This is a genomic window from Paenibacillus tyrphae (genome assembly GCF_024158745.1).
GTDB lineage: Bacteria > Bacillota > Bacilli > Paenibacillales > NBRC-103111 > Paenibacillus_G > Paenibacillus_G tyrfis_A.
In genome coordinates this window covers 286954-301392 of sequence record NZ_JAMZAW010000006.1, presented here as the reverse complement: position 1 = coordinate 301392, position 14439 = coordinate 286954, and the positions used below count along the sequence as shown (strand labels likewise).

The window sequence follows — 14439 nt, the reverse complement described above, 5'->3', positions numbered from 1 at the left end:
GTGCTCTTGTTGTCGGGTGTTTTACGGATTCAGACCGTTTTTCACGATCGTTTGCAGCGTTTTGTTGCGGTCCTGCGTCACTTCCCACGTCATGGCGCCGGCAAGTCCTTTGGACTTGATGTAATCGACCTTGTGCTGAATCGATTCGGCGTCGTCGTAAGAGATGAAGATGCCGCCGTTCGGCTGATACAGGAACGGTGTTTTGGTTACGTTGTTCCAGTAGCGCGTATAGCCGTTTTTGTTGATATAGTTGGCTTCCAGATCGTAGAAGTCGAACGATCCGTTCTCCCACGTTCCTTTCTGGGATACGCCGGCGCATTGTTGATACTGGCCGTTATTCGCCGAGGCGCAGCCCTGCCAGCCTTTGCCGTAGTACGGGATACCGAGCACCAGCTTCGAAGCGGGCACGCCGGCGTTCAGATGGTTCGCAACCGCCTTGTCGACGTTGAAGTTGACCGGATCTTCGCTGTTATCCGCCGGGTCGAAATAGAGCGGAGCGTTGTGTCCGGACTTGGATTCCCAGCCGCCGTGGAAATCGTACGTCATGATGTTGATCCAGTCGAGCGTTTGCGCGATCTTGGACAGCTCCGTGTTGTTTACGTAATTCGGGCCTGCCCCGGAAGCAATCGTAAGCAAATACTGCTTGCCGTCGGCCGCACCGGCGGTGTTCAGCTCGCTCCGGACCGCCTGCAGCAGCAGCGTGAAGTTTTGCTTATCCTCCGGACGCTTGCTGTTGCCCGCCAGACCGCCGCTGACCGGGTACTCCCAGTCGAGATCGACGCCGTCAAATTGGTATTTGCGGATGAAGTCAACCGCCGATTTGGCAAAATTGGACCGTGTCGCCGGATCGGCCGCCACGTCCGAGAACCGGTTGGACCAGCTCCAGCCGCCGACGGAAATGAGCGTCTTCAGGTTCGGATTCGCCTTCTTCAGCTTGATCAATTGATTGAAGCTGCCCTTGAGCGGCTGATCCCACGTATCTCCCGGATACGACATGCCGGTATCGGCCCAAGTGTCGCCCTGCACGATAGAACCGTTCGGTACGTTGATATTGCCGTTTTCATCGGCGCAAGACCAGGTTTGCGGGTTCGGTCCGGTCGGATCCGGATTGCCGTGTCTGCCGTTCCAGCAAATGTCCGCGAAGGCATAGTTAATATGGGTGACCTTCGAAGCGTCGATTTCCGGCACTTTGAAGTTGCGTCCATAGACCGCCCAAGCAGGGTAATACGTGACGATTTTCTTGCCGCCACCGCCGCCGTTGCCGGATGTCGTAACCGTGACGGCATTGCTCGCAGCGGATACGTTGCCAGCAGCGTCTTTGGCTTTCACCGTAAACGTATACGACGTCGAAGCCGTCAGACCGGTTACGGTATACGAAGTTGTGGCAACGCTTCCAACAAGCGTGCCGCCTTGGTACACGTCGTATCCCGTTACACCGACGTTATCGGTCGATGCCGTCCAAGTTAACGTCACGCTGCTCGACGTTACGTTGGAAGCGCTAACACCTATTGGCGCCGTAGGAGGAGTTGTGTCGTTCGACGTCCCGTTCGTCTTAACGGAGACGGCATTGCTCGCAGCGGATACGTTGCCGGCAGCGTCCTTCGCTTTTACCGTAAACGCGTACGAGGTCGACGGCGTCAGGCCGCTCACGGTATACGAAGTCGTGGCAGCGCTTCCAACAAGCGTACCGCCCTGGTACACGTCGTATCCCGTTACGCCGACGTTATCGGTCGATGCCGTCCAAGTTAGCGTCACGCTGGTCGACGTTACGTTGGAAGCGCTAACACCTGTTGGCGCCGTAGGCGGCGTCGTGTCGGTAGGAGCTCCATCCGTCGTGACGGTGACGGCATTGCTGGCGGCGGATACGTTGCCGGCAGCGTCCTTCGCTTTTACCGTAAACGTGTAGGAGGTCGACGGCGTCAAGCCGTTCACGGTATATGAAGTCGTGGCAGCGTTTCCAATAAGTGTGCCGCCTTGGTACACGTCATAGCCCGTTACGCCGACGTTATCGGTCGATGCACCCCAGGATAAGCTGACGGTGGTCGATGATTTGCCGGCAACGCTCAAATTGGCCGGTGCTGTAGGAGGCTGCGTATCCGTCCCGCCGCCGCTATGCTGCTTCCACAGAGCGGGAACGTTCGGCGGCTCCCATCCGACGAGCGAGGTGTGGGCTTGAAGACATTGATAATCCGAGCCTCCGTAAGTGACAATATCGCCGATTTTGTACGAGGTATTCGGCGCCCAAGCAGCGGCGGCGAAGGCGGCCGCCGGCAGCAGCGAGGCAAGCAGCACGACGACCAGCAGCAGCGCCCAAGCTTTTCGTTTCATCATTAACTACAACAGCTCCTTTGTTTACGTTTTACTTTCCGGCATACAGTCCTTAACAACTGGGCTGACATCATCATCGATTATCGGCAGGTATCCCTCCTCTCATCATTCTAGCTTCCATTATCAGGGATCGCTCCCACGTTGTAACGGATAATTTCCTCCAGAAAGAGGGGTAAATTTCTACAAGATCCCTGTGAATACCCGGATAACCGGCTGAGCTGTCCTTATCTTATCAGAACAATCAACAAAAAAAGCTTGGATACGCCCGCCAAACGGAGCATACCCAAGCCTATAAGCCGATCCTTTTTAATTGTTCCCCAGATCATTTTCCAGCGGCAGCCAATTCAGCACGCTTTGAATTTTACGGTCCCAATAGCCCCAATCATGCGCCCCGGGCTCCTCCTCGTAAGTAAGCTCTACCCCGAGCTCCCGGCAATGATCGCGGAAACGGACGTTGTCCTCATACAAGAAATCTTCCGTGCCGCAGCATTGATACAGCTTCGGCCGCTCCGCGTCCGAACGCGCCAATCCGGACGCCAGCGCGAACAAATCGTTATCGCTGCCGCGCAGGCTGTCCGCCGACCCGAAGATCGCCGCCGTTTCCTCCCGGGACAGCCGCTCCCGCGCCATCGCTTCGATATCCGTTGCGCCGGACAAACTGGCGGCCGCCCCGAACCGTTCGGGATGACGGAGCGCCAGCTTCAGCGCGCCGTATCCGCCCATCGACAGGCCGGCCACAAAGGTGCGTTCCCTCTCCTCTGCCAGCGGGAAGAAAGACCTCGCCAGCGCGGGCAGCTCTTCGCTGACGAACGTCCAGTACTTCGGACCGCTGGCCATGTCCGCGTAAAAGCTGCGATGCACGGCCGGCATGACAACCGCAAGTCCGAGCGGGGCCGCGTAGCGTTCGATCGATGTCCGGCGCAGCCAGATTGTATGATCGTCCGAGAGGCCGTGCAGCAAAAACAGCATCGGATGCTTGCCTGCCGTACTGCGGTTGTTCAAGCCGATCTGTCCCACCGTCGTCTGAAGCAATAAAACGTACATCGACGTGGACAGGCCGAGCGATTCGGAGAAAAAATGACAATCGATAAAAGCCATGTAAAGTTACCCTCCCCGTTGTAGCGGATCGTATCGCATTCCGTCATTTCCCAAACCCAGTATACCGCTTCGGACAAAACCGTGCCAACGAAAACCTTGCTATTGAAGCGATGGAAGCGGGATAAGCGGCTGTACGCAAAAAAAGCCCGGCTCATTCGAGCCCGGCATCCGATTCGCTCTAAAGCATCCGCCTCCGCTTGCGGACCGATGCTTTTCTGCCTTGCTTTCCTGCAAACGACCTGTTCCTTGCGGCCTTCGCCGCTTCGCTTAGCCTCACTTGCTGCCGCTCCGCCGCCGCATTCGCTTCGGCAATCAGGTTGGCCGCCTGTTTCAGTATCGGAGACATCTGCTTCGCCGACCGGTAGATCGAATTAATTTTGTCGAAAGCGGTCAAAATTTCATCCAGGCTTTCGTTGACGCTGCGGAATACCGTAGGCAGCTTGCTCACCCTGCGCTCTCCCCTCTCGTTTATTCTTCCTGTTGCTTTATTGTATGGGAGAGGCGCCCGGAAGGTTTAGGCGGGTGACCCGGGCGCGCCAAGCGCCTTTAAAATAAAATGCAGCGTGTGCTCCACGGTCTCGTCTACAACCAGGTCCTGCAGCGACAGCAGCGTCCGCCCGCAGCCGATTTGCTTGTGAGCGAGCGTCGCCCCCATGACGAACAATAACGCTTGGTCCAGCGATTCGTAGTGAAACAAGCCTTCCTCCCGGCCTTGTTCCAGCAAAATGCGGGCCTTGCTCCAGACGGGAGAGGTAAAGGAGTTTACCACCTCGGCACGCGGCGTATTCAGAACCATTTCTTGTTGAATAATCGTGCTCAGCTCCCGGTCGGTGAGGCTGAAGCGGATGATTTCCCGGACAATGAGACTAAGCCCCTGAACCGGGTGAGCGAAATAATTTTCTTGCTCGGAGAGATGTCGGCCTGGAAAAAAATGCTCGAAAATGGCATGGAACACTTTTTCCTTGCCGCCGAAATAATACGAGACCAAGGCGACGTTCGCGCCCGCCTCCTCGCAGATTTGCCGGACGCTCGTCCCTTGGAAGCCTTGCCGGGAAAACAGCTTCTTGGCGGCGTATAAAATACGCATTTTCATATCCGTTTCCGTCTGGGCCAACTGATGCGTCCCCTTCCGTTTTGACTCTAGGTTTCATTATTGTACCACAAAACCGGAAGACGGGTCGGATTGCGCCCAAGCTTCCGGCAGATAGGCTGTTCCGAATTAGGCGTTAGCGGCAGCCACCCCGGCTGGCTGCACGGCGGCACGCCCTTCTCTGCGCAGTCCGGTGGCGGCCAAACCGACAATGAGGCAGCAGAGCATGATGGCTACGAGCGCCCCCGCATCGCCCGATACGGACGGACCGCCGAACAGCAGGTTCATACCGCCGTCCACCGCATAAGTCGCAGGCAAATATTCACTGAACGTATGATAGAAGCCCCCGAGCAGTTCCCTCGGCACCATCGCCCCCGACGAAACCAACTGAATCGACAGCATCGCAATATTGAAGAGCATGCCGGCCATTCCGAAGACGATAAGGAACATTTGCGAGAAGAACATGAACGCCATCAGGAACAACGCTTGGAACAGCCACAGCGATACGAAGCCGGCAGCGGTCTGACCGCCCATTGCTATGACCAATGACGAGCCGATCAGCGCGATGAACACGGCGGATACAACGTTGATGATGACCCGTGCGCCGAACTTGCTCCATCGGGAGAAATTCGGGCCGAGCATTGCGGTCGCCTGCTGCACATTCATCCCCATGATCATCGCTCCGACGAAGGAGGCAAGCACCATCATCATCGGCACCATTTGATTATGCATACCTTGAACCGGGTTGATCGACTCGATGTTGGACTGCACCTTATCGGATATCCCTTGCGCCACGCTCTGCGCCTGGGCCGTAGGCATATTCGCTTGAACCAGCACGGCCTGCATACCCATCGCCGCCGCTTCCTTGCCGACCGTAGCGGTTACCCCGTTCGCGACGCCCTGCATGATGCTTTTGATCAGCGCGGGATTGGATTCGTTGATGTAATAATCGATCCGTCCCTTCTGGCCTTGTGCTTGCAGCAGCTTGGAAAAATCGGCCGGAAGATGCAGCACCATCTGCACCTCCCGGTTGTTCAGCTGCTCTTGAGCCCGACTCAGCGACGGCTCGCTGATCATGCGGAACGGCAGCGACGCTACAAGCTGCTCCTCCACCCGCTTGCCGACGCCTTGATCCTCGTTAACGACGGCGATTTTGAGCTGCTTGACGTTCTCGTTCACTCCTTGATAACCGGACATCCAGACGAGACTGAAAATAATTTGGAACATCATCGCCGTAACGATCCCGATAATCGTCGGCGGCTTTTTCAAATACGCGCGTAAAGCTTGAAGCATCGTGTACTCTCTCCTCTTGTTATGTATTTTTTAATTAAACATTTATTTAAATTAAACGTTTGTTTAATACAATAACACGCTAAATTTCGTCCTGTCAATATCTTTTTCCACCCTCGCAAGGCTCCCTGCACTCTTTGCGGGATGGGACGGTTTCGCCGATTGCGTCGAACCGTCGTAACGCGCGGCAATCAACGAGCTGTGCTCGGATCGGAGGACGACCGGGCGTTACCGCAGGGAGCCTTGGCATAGCGGCGGTGGAGCCGGTAGAAAACTACCGAGCATGACCGCCTGCGCTACGCGTCAGCAATGGTGACGGTGCCTGCTGCGCAGGACGATGACCAACAAAATAAACAAGACGAGGATAATGCCTGTCGATGTCCCGCATCCGTACCAAGGAAAGAAGTGGTGGTGTTTTTTCTTCTTCTTCGGGAAAAAAACGTTGATCTCATTAAGGTTGTGAACATTTGCCGTTGGATAGTTCGACGTAGGAGCTACGTATGCAGGCGAGATGGATGTCGGCATCGGAGGAATGTTCGGCATCGGCGCCGCAAAAGGGGCAATGTTCGGCGTCGGCGCCGCGTAGGGCGCGATATTCGGCCCTGGCGCCGAAAACGGCGATACACTCGGGGAAGGCGGAAAATTCGACGATAATGGCGACACCATGCTCTGTTTAGCGAACGCATTCGGTTGAAACTTTTCCATACAGATGAACACCTCCGTGAAATTTACCCAAATTGCAAAGTCGGCAGCGGCGCCGTACCTGCAACTTGCAGTCGCTTGGACTGGTTACGTGTTCCTATCGAACACACCATCAGTCTATGGTGTAGCACCCATAGGGAACACGGTATTCACCTAGCCGCGTAAAATTAGACGCTTGCCCCGACCGCTATCATTCGCGCAAATCGCCCCATGTTTTTCCATAACGAAAAATGACCGCCGGAAACCGGCGGCCGAATGGCTGGGTTACATATCGTTTAAACGTAAGGGTTGTGCTCGCGCTCGTAGCCGATCGTCGTCCGGCTTCCGTGCCCAGGGTAGACGATGGTCTCATCCGGCAGCTTGAACAGCTTGTCATGAATCGAGTCCAACAGATCCTGCTGATCGCCGCCGGGCAGATCGGTGCGTCCGACCGACAGCCGGAACAGCACGTCGCCGCCGAACAGATGGTTTCCGTACAACAAACTGACGCTTCCGGGGGAATGGCCCGGCGTATGCAGCACTTTGAAGACGATGCCGAGCAGCTTAAGTTCCTGCCCGTCGTCCAGCGCATACTCCGCCGGGTCGGTCGTGATCGGCCCGCCCAGCTCCGGCCACATCACGGAGCCGTTGCGCTTCGGGTTCGTCAGCCATTCCGCTTCCGCGTCGTGCAGGTACACAGGACAACCCTTCAGACGGCGCACGGCGTCCACGCCTCCGATATGATCGAAATGAGCGTGCGTCAGGACGATCGCTTCGATCTCCATGCCTTCGATCCGCTTGAGCAGCGGCTGCGGGGCCATCCCGGGATCGATGACGAAACCGCGGTTCTCCTCGGGCAGGGAGACGAGATAGGCGTTCGTTTGCAACGGCCCGAGCGGGAAGGTTTCAATCTTGATTTGCTTCGTTTCCATACGGTAGACGAGCTCCTTTACATAAAACGTCGAGTGTCGGACTAGAATGAGGACAGCAGCTCGCGCAGTTCTTTCACGATCACTGTCTGGTAGCCGGTTCCTTCGCCGTACTGCTTGACCATTTCCTGGCGGGCGATCTGGATTTTATCGTTATAATCCGGCGCTTCGCGATCCGGGTTCTCCTGCTTGAACTTCGTCATGACCGCCTGCACGTTCGTCGGGCGCGGCCCCCAATGGCCGAGGACGAAACCGCTGAAATCGGTAAAAATGACGATCGGAATCGCTTCTCCGCCGCCGGTCAAAAACTGGGCCATCACGTCCGGATGCTCTTCCTTGATCAGCACCTCCGTCGGGATGCCGGATATTTCGAGCGCGCGGAACACGGCAGGAACGTTGCGCACCACGTCGCCGCACCAGTCCGCCGCAAGGATCAGGCAGCGAAGATCGTCGCGGTTATTGAGCGATTCGAAAAACTCCTTGTCCTCTTCGCTTTCCCATACGAACAGATCGTACCACTCTTTGAATTTCTCCTGATTTTTCGTCATGCCGTCCGTAAACTGCTGCGGGGACAAGCCTTGGCGCAGCTTGGCGCTCAAGTTTTTGCTCATAACGTTTCTCCTCCTTCGGAATGATCACACTATCGTTCATTGTACCAAAAAAAAGAGTCCGCTCCAATCAAAAGGAGACGGACCGGGCACGCTATTTGCTGTTGTCTTTGATCAGTTTTTCGATGGACGCTACCTCGGCGGCGCTTAACGTCCGCTTCGGCTTGTAGGTCTTAATGTGATGGACGAGGCGATCCAGCTTGAGCGTCGCAAAAGCCGGGCTCGTCCCGACAAGATGGCAGTTCGGGTGGGTGAAGCATACGATGCCGACCAAATCGGCCTGTATCCGGTGCTGCTTGAACAGCTCCTTCAGCACGTACTCGTGCCGGTACAGCTGCGCCGTCGGATCCTGGCTGTGCGGCTCGTCCTGCTTTCCTCGGTCGGACCGCGATTTGACACGTTCGACCCCTTGACCGGTAAAATGAATGTCCCCCGACCAATGCTTCGAGTCGATATGAAACACTCCGTTAGGCCCGACCACGATATGGTCGAATTCCTGCGTGCCGCCGCCTGCATGTACGCGGCGTCCGTGCAGGACGCGGTATTCTCCGCCGATATATTTGAGCTGATGGGCCGTGCTTTTCTCGCCTTCCACGCCGTAGCCGTTGTTCGTGTCGGCACGGTGGCCTTTTTGGCCGCCGGACTTTTTGCGGGTGAGCACTTTCCACAGCACATACAGCACCACAATGACGGCAACAGCGATCAGAGCAGGCTTCGTGTAAGGAGCGGCCACTTCGTCAATCTGCTCCCAGTTGTCCCCAAGCGCCCGTCCCAGGTAAACGAACAGAATCGCCCAAGGAATCGTACCGAGAAGCGTATAAAACAAAAACTTCCACATGGGCATCCGCGCCATGCCCGCCGGGATGGAAATCGCCTGCCGCAGCACGGGTACGAACCGGGCGAGAAACACCATGCCGGGACCGTACCGGTTGAACCAGCCCTCCGCAATATCGAGATGCTTGCTCTTCAGATGGAGAAATTTGCCGAATTTGTTCAGGGCCGGCCTGCCGCCGTAACGCCCGATCCAATACAAGATCACTTGTTGAAACATGCAGCCGATCGTACCGAACACGATCGCGCCGATCATGGATACTTCACCGCGAGAAACCAGGTACCCTCCGTAAGCGAGGACGATTTCGCTCGGAATCACTTCGAGCATCAAGCCCAGCAGAATCCCCCATACGCCCAGCCCTTCGATAAACAGAAGCGCCGATTGAATCAAGTCATGCAGCATTGCTCAGCCCTCTTCCTCTCCGAATACGTATTTGTCCGTTCTCTCTCTCAACCAATCCTATTCTATCATAACCTCTTTCATGCCGCATCCTAACAAATATCGGTGCAGCAGCTGCGCCGCCCGACTTGCCTCGCGCGGCTTGTGGCGGATTAAGCCGTGGCAGATCGGCTGCCTGCCGAGCGGCGCGCACTCCGCCAGCACGCCGGCCGCCAGCTCCGCCGCGACGGCGGAACGCGGAACGAGCGCAAGCGCCCAACCGCTGCAGGCGGCGCGCTTGATCATGTCCATCGAGGCGAATGCCGCCCGCCCGGCCGGAGCCGTGCGCTGCGCGGCAAGCTGAGCCTCGGCGGCATGCGAGTACATGCAGCGTGCGCCGAAGCCGGCGATGCGCATTCGGCGGATCGCGCTCCAGCCCTCGCGGCCGACGGCCTCCGCCTCGCGCGGCGCGGCGATCCACAGCAGCTCGTCTTCGAGCAGCGGATCGAACGTGAGATCCGCGGCGCAGGGGTCTGCGGGAACAAGCCCCATATCGGCCTGCCGCGACCGGACGGCTTCCAGCGTCTCCGCTTGAAAACCGGCTTCGACCTGCACATCGATGTCCGGATAAGCGTCCATGAATGACCGGAGCGGTCCCCACAGCGCAGCCGAGGCGAACGATTCCAACACCCGCAGCCGCACGATTCCCCGGGGAGCGCCTTCCTCGTTCATTTCTTCCTCCAGCTCGCGGCCGAGCTGCATAAACCGGCGCGCGTAGACTTCCAGCCTGCGGCCTGCTCCGGTAAGCTCCACGCCGCGGGGAAGCCGGTCGAACAGCTTCTGCCCGGCCGCTTCCTCTAGCTGACGCATTTGCGAGGTTACCGTGGACTGCACATACCCGAGCCGCTCGGCGGCTTTGCTGAAGCTTTTCTCTTCCAGCACGGCCAAGAACGTCACTAAAAAACGGCCTTCCAATTTCTCGATCATACGTTATACGAACTCCTTTTTCCCAAGGTTTCATGGACGGACGAAAAAATGCGGGGAACAACATATAGATATCGATAAATAAAATCGATAGTATCGCTAACATTCGTTTCACAAATGTATTACTTTCATGCTAGCATAACGGTAATCATTTCGTCTAGAACGATTGGATAAAGGAGAATGTCCCATGAACCCATCCTCAACAACGCCGTCGGCGCTGCACAAAGGAATCGCCTACGGGCTGCAGGGAACCGGCGCGTTCCTTGCCGTGCTTGCCGCTCTGCTGCTCGGGCAATGGAGCGAAATCGCGCTCCTGATGGCTCCCTTCGGCGCCTCATGCGTGATCGCTTTCGCGATTCCCGACAGCCCGCTTGCCCAGCCGCGCAGCATCGTCGGCGGCCATCTGCTCAGCACCGCCATCGGGCTCGTGCTGCTGCACACGGCTGGCTTTCACGCCTGGTCCGCCGCGCTTGCTCTGGGGCTGTCCATCATGGCGATGCAGTGGACGCGTACGCTGCATCCGCCTGCCGGCGCCGATCCGCTCCTCGTCATGACGGCCGGTTCCGCCTGGAGCTTCTTATGGAGCCCGGTGCTGCTCGGCTCTCTGCTGATCGTTGCCGTCGCCTGGGGCTACCACCGGGCGTGCCGCCGCACGTATCCGCAGCGCTGGCTGTAAACCCGGCGCAGCGACAAACAAAAACAGGTTTCGACACGGACGCTTTGTCCGCTTGTCGAAACCTGTTTACTTTTTTACATGTCAGACTTATAATTGTTGTGACAATTAATTCGGAATAAAGGAAGTGCTGCGATTGAATCCTAACTTGCACGAATGGTCGATCGGCTTCATTATCGGCCAAACGCACCGGAAGATGCTGAACGTCTTGACCTCGCGGCTGAAAGAGCACGATATGACGCCGGAGCAGTTTTCGGTGCTGTGCCGCCTGCACGAATCGGACGGCATCAGCCAGAAAGAAATCGCCGACCGTACGGTAAAAGATCAGCCTACGACCGCGCGCATCCTGGACTGTCTGATCCGCAAAGAACTGGTGCGCAAGCAAACGAGCGAGACGGACCGGAGATCGTTTCTCGTCTATCTGACGGAGCAAGGCCGGCACAAGCTCCAATTGCTGATGCCGATCGAACGGCAAACGATCGAAGATATTTTCTCTTGGATGTCCGAATCGGAGCTCGAAGCCTTCAGACAAACTCATCTGCGGCTGATCACCCATCTGGATACTCTACTGAAACCTTAAGACTAGGAGAATCGCTTCATGAAGGAACAACACGACATACCCGCTTCAAAATTATGGACCCGGGACTTCGTCCTGCTTACAGTCAGCAATTTATTTTTATACTTGAATCTGCAAATGATCACTCCGGCGCTGCCCGCCTATGTCACCGAACGGTTCGGAGCAAGCCAATGGACCGTCAGTCTGGTCATCAGCCTGTTCGCTTTAGCGGCCATCGTCACCCGCTTCTTCGCCGGCAACTGGCTTAAACGCGGGCGGACCGCCGTCATCCTGCTGCTCGGCCTTGCCGTCTATATGCTGGGAACGGCGAGCTATTATGCCGCCGGTACGCTGGCTTTATTTCTGCTCGTCCGCATCTTGTACGGCATCGGATTCGGCGTGTCCAGCACGGCGTTCGGCACGTTGGTGTCCGATATCATTCCGATCCGGCGGATGGGTGAAGGGATGGGGTACTTCGGCCTGTCGACGAGCCTGTCGATGTCGGCCGCGCCGGTCATTGGGCTGTGGCTGCTCGGCAGCTACGGGTTCGGTACGCTGATCCTCGTCTCGACACTGCTCGCGATCTTGATCATCCCGCTGTCACTGCTGATCCGCGGCACCTCGTCCGCTCCGAAGCCGGTGACCGCCTCTTCGCCAGCTTCGGCCCCGGATACGCGCGGGACCTACAGACGGGTGGCGCTGCCCTGTTTTCTGAACATGCTGCTCTCGATTACGTACGGGGGCTTGATCAGCTATCTCGCCTTGTTCGGCAAAGAGGTTCATATCGGGAACGTCGGCTGGTTCTTTCTATGCAACGCCGGAGCGGTGCTGCTTGTTCGCCCGGTCGCCGGAAAAATTTTCGATAAAAAAGGCCATATCGCCGTCCTGCCTCCCGGCGCGCTTATGGTGGCCGTCGGACTCGTACTGCTGTCGTATACATCCAGCATGACCGGACTTCTCGCCTCGGCGTTATGCTACGGCATCGGCTACGGCATTTTGCAGCCTTCGCTGCAGGCCTGGACCGTGAAGCAGGTAAGCCCGGAAATGCGCGGTACGGCGAACGGAACGTTCTACAACTCGATCGATCTCGGGATCGCGCTCGGCTCCCTGCTGCTGGGCGGCATCGCTTCGGGGACAAGCTATTCCACGATGTATCTGCTGTCGGCGCTGGCGATGCTTCTGTTTCTGGCCATCTACGTCTCGGGTACGCTGGTCAAAGGCAAGCCCCAAGCGGCCGCGCTGCGTAAATAACGGTGTGCCGCAGTTGAGTTGCCTGCACCAAAAGGATCGCCTTCTATTCGGCCGACAGCCGGGAGGGCGATCCTTCTTTTATCCATGCTTGCCAGATGGCTAGAAACGTTCCTCAATGGTCGTCGTCAGACGAATCGAGCCGTCATCTTTTCCAAGCTCCGCTTTCCAGCCCGTCGCTTCGCCGAGAACGTCAATCGGCACCATGACGCGCCCGTCCTGCATGATGGTCGGCGCCCCACCGGCCGATTTCACCCTGCCGTTGACTTCCGCTGGATCCGAGCCGATCGGGAATGACGCCTGATTGCCGTCCCAAGCTAACCGCGTCGTATTCGTCGCCGCGTCCCATGACACCGTAGCGCCGACGGCTTCGGCGAGAACCCGCAGCGGAATATAGACGACGCCCTCTTGAAGTGCGGGAGAGACGTCCATCCGGATCGTCTGGCCGTTCACGGTCAGCTCCATTTCGCCGATTTGCATCGTCACGGTTTTCCGTACGGATGCCGGAGCGTCCGGGAACCGGTCCGGGTACTGGTCCGAGATTCCTTGCGCTAGCAGGTCGGCCATCAGGAGCATTTGGGCATAGGCCGTCTCCATATTGTCATAGGCGGCAGCGTACTCGCCCAGCACATCATGGTCAGCGGCCATCGTCATTTGCCCGGTCTGCGCAGTCAGACCGTTCAGCAGCTCCGGCTTGCTCCCGTGCTGCGGGTTCGCATCCGCGAAAAATTGTGCCAGCTCCGCCTGAGCCTTCTCCAGATTGCCCGCTGCGATTGCCCGCGCCGACGCGTCCTTGGATGCGGCCGTCTTGGCGTAATCCAAGATATAGCGGGTACGGGAGGTCCATACCGTACGAAACGCCGTTCCGGACGTCTCCCCGTAAACGGAAGCGACGGCGGCCGCCAGATCCTCCGCATTCTCATTCAGCGCCGCAGCCGCCTGATCGAAGTCGCTTGCGCCGTCGATGCTTTTCTGCATCGCAAATGCGGCTGTCAGCGCATGCTCGCCAAGCAAGCGGCCAAGCGCCACACGCAGATCGGCCTTGCGGGTCTTCATGCCGGACGCGTCGAATCGGTCCGGCGATTGCGCAGCCATGCCCACCGCCAGCAAATCGGCGCTTGCCACCGCGTGGGCGTAAGCTTCGCGCATCGATTTATACGCTGCCGCGTAATTTTTGTCCGCGTAAGCATCGAGCGCTTGAAGCACCAGATCGTTATGCCGCTTCGCTCCTGCTTCCAGCCCCGCTGCTCCCAAATCCGGAAGGAGCCTCGCCCAAACCAGCGCCAGCTCCTTGGCATAAGCCTCCAAGCCGTTCGCTGCCTGCGCCCGTGCCGTTTTGTCGCCAGCCGCAGCGGCCTGCGCATAGTTCAACAAAGCCTCGATATGCGACGACCACAGCGGCTCGAAGGTCTTGGCGCTCTCTTCCCCGTAGGCCGACCGCAGCGTGGCTGCCAATCGTTCGGTATTTTTCCCGAGCAGCGCAGCGGCCTGTTCGCGATCGACGGCGCCGTCGTACCGTTTTTGCATCGCAAAAACCGCCAGCAGCGCATGCTCGCCAAACAAAGCGTCCAGTCGGACCCTTAGCTCTGCCGCCACCTCCCGCGCCGATACGGCCTGTGCGCCTGCTGCGCACGGCATGAGCAGAACGAGGCACAGCCCCAGCAGGGCCAGTTTACCTTTTAAGCGCATCATGGATCGTCCTCCCCCGGTGTTCGAGTTAAGAACCTTTACCCGGCGCTTCCCG

The 14439-nt window shown here is 57.7% G+C and carries 14 protein-coding genes and 1 pseudogene; 3 read left to right on the top strand and 12 right to left on the bottom strand.

The features are described from left to right. Nucleotides 1–21: 21 nt before the first annotated feature. The 11 genes and pseudogenes from NI000_RS11755 to NI000_RS11705 all read right to left on the bottom strand — a co-directional run bounded on the left by NI000_RS11755 (nt 22) and on the right by NI000_RS11705 (nt 10221). Entirely contained in the window at nt 22–2328 is a 2307-nt protein-coding gene (locus NI000_RS11755; RefSeq protein WP_446030835.1) for a glycosyl hydrolase family 18 protein, read from the bottom strand. Nucleotides 2329–2634: 306 nt separating this feature from the next. After that, nucleotides 2635–3426, bottom strand: a complete 792-nt coding sequence (locus NI000_RS11750; RefSeq protein WP_253410681.1) for an alpha/beta hydrolase — start codon at nt 3424–3426, stop codon at nt 2635–2637. Nucleotides 3427–3604: 178 nt separating this feature from the next. After that, nucleotides 3605–3874, bottom strand: coding sequence for a hypothetical protein (locus NI000_RS11745; protein WP_253410679.1), 270 nt, complete (start codon nt 3872–3874; stop codon nt 3605–3607). A gap of 66 nt (nt 3875–3940) precedes the next feature. Then, on the bottom strand, nt 3941–4519 hold the full coding sequence (locus NI000_RS11740) for a TetR family transcriptional regulator (protein ID WP_253410677.1): 579 nt from the start codon (nt 4517–4519) through the stop codon (nt 3941–3943). 126 nt (nt 4520–4645) lie between these two features. Continuing rightward, nucleotides 4646–5809, bottom strand: coding sequence for a YhgE/Pip domain-containing protein (locus NI000_RS11735; protein ID WP_253410675.1), 1164 nt, complete (start codon nt 5807–5809; stop codon nt 4646–4648). Nucleotides 5810–6109: 300 nt separating this feature from the next. Beyond that, on the bottom strand, nt 6110–6511 hold the full coding sequence (locus tag NI000_RS11730) for a hypothetical protein (RefSeq protein ID WP_253410673.1): 402 nt from the start codon (nt 6509–6511) through the stop codon (nt 6110–6112). 272 nt (nt 6512–6783) lie between these two features. After that, the gene (locus NI000_RS11725; RefSeq protein ID WP_253410671.1) at nt 6784–7419 is read right to left on the bottom strand and encodes an MBL fold metallo-hydrolase; all 636 of its coding nucleotides are present in this window, start codon (nt 7417–7419) and stop codon (nt 6784–6786) included. A gap of 41 nt (nt 7420–7460) precedes the next feature. After that, nucleotides 7461–8027, bottom strand: a complete 567-nt coding sequence (locus tag NI000_RS11720) for a thioredoxin family protein (protein WP_253410669.1) — start codon at nt 8025–8027, stop codon at nt 7461–7463. Nucleotides 8028–8118: 91 nt separating this feature from the next. Beyond that, nucleotides 8119–8619, bottom strand: coding sequence for a nuclease-related domain-containing protein (locus tag NI000_RS11715; RefSeq protein ID WP_253410729.1), 501 nt, complete (start codon nt 8617–8619; stop codon nt 8119–8121). Between the two features lie 45 nt (nt 8620–8664). Continuing rightward, a pseudogene (locus NI000_RS11710) lies at nt 8665–9258 on the bottom strand (DedA family protein); the annotation flags it as partial. A gap of 57 nt (nt 9259–9315) precedes the next feature. Next, on the bottom strand, nt 9316–10221 hold the full coding sequence (locus NI000_RS11705) for a LysR family transcriptional regulator (RefSeq protein WP_253410667.1): 906 nt from the start codon (nt 10219–10221) through the stop codon (nt 9316–9318). Nucleotides 10222–10405: 184 nt separating this feature from the next. Between NI000_RS11705 and NI000_RS11700 the strand changes: the two genes are divergently transcribed. The 3 genes from NI000_RS11700 (at nt 10406) to NI000_RS11690 (ending at nt 12698) form a co-directional block, all read left to right on the top strand. Beyond that, a complete protein-coding gene (locus NI000_RS11700; RefSeq protein WP_253410665.1) occupies nt 10406–10894 on the top strand; it encodes an HPP family protein in 489 nt (162 codons plus the stop codon). Nucleotides 10895–11027: 133 nt separating this feature from the next. Further along, nucleotides 11028–11471 (top strand): MarR family winged helix-turn-helix transcriptional regulator, encoded by a 444-nt coding sequence (locus NI000_RS11695; RefSeq protein ID WP_253410663.1) that lies wholly within the window; start codon nt 11028–11030, stop codon nt 11469–11471. A gap of 18 nt (nt 11472–11489) precedes the next feature. Next, nucleotides 11490–12698, top strand: a complete 1209-nt coding sequence (locus NI000_RS11690) for an MFS transporter (RefSeq protein ID WP_253410661.1) — start codon at nt 11490–11492, stop codon at nt 12696–12698. A 99-nt stretch (nt 12699–12797) separates the two neighbouring features. Here the strand turns inward: NI000_RS11690 and NI000_RS11685 are convergent, their stop codons facing one another. Next, nucleotides 12798–14387: a copper amine oxidase N-terminal domain-containing protein gene (locus NI000_RS11685; RefSeq protein WP_253410659.1), complete on the bottom strand. Its 1590-nt coding sequence runs from the start codon at nt 14385–14387 to the stop codon at nt 12798–12800. Between the last annotated feature and the right edge of the window lie 52 nt (nt 14388–14439).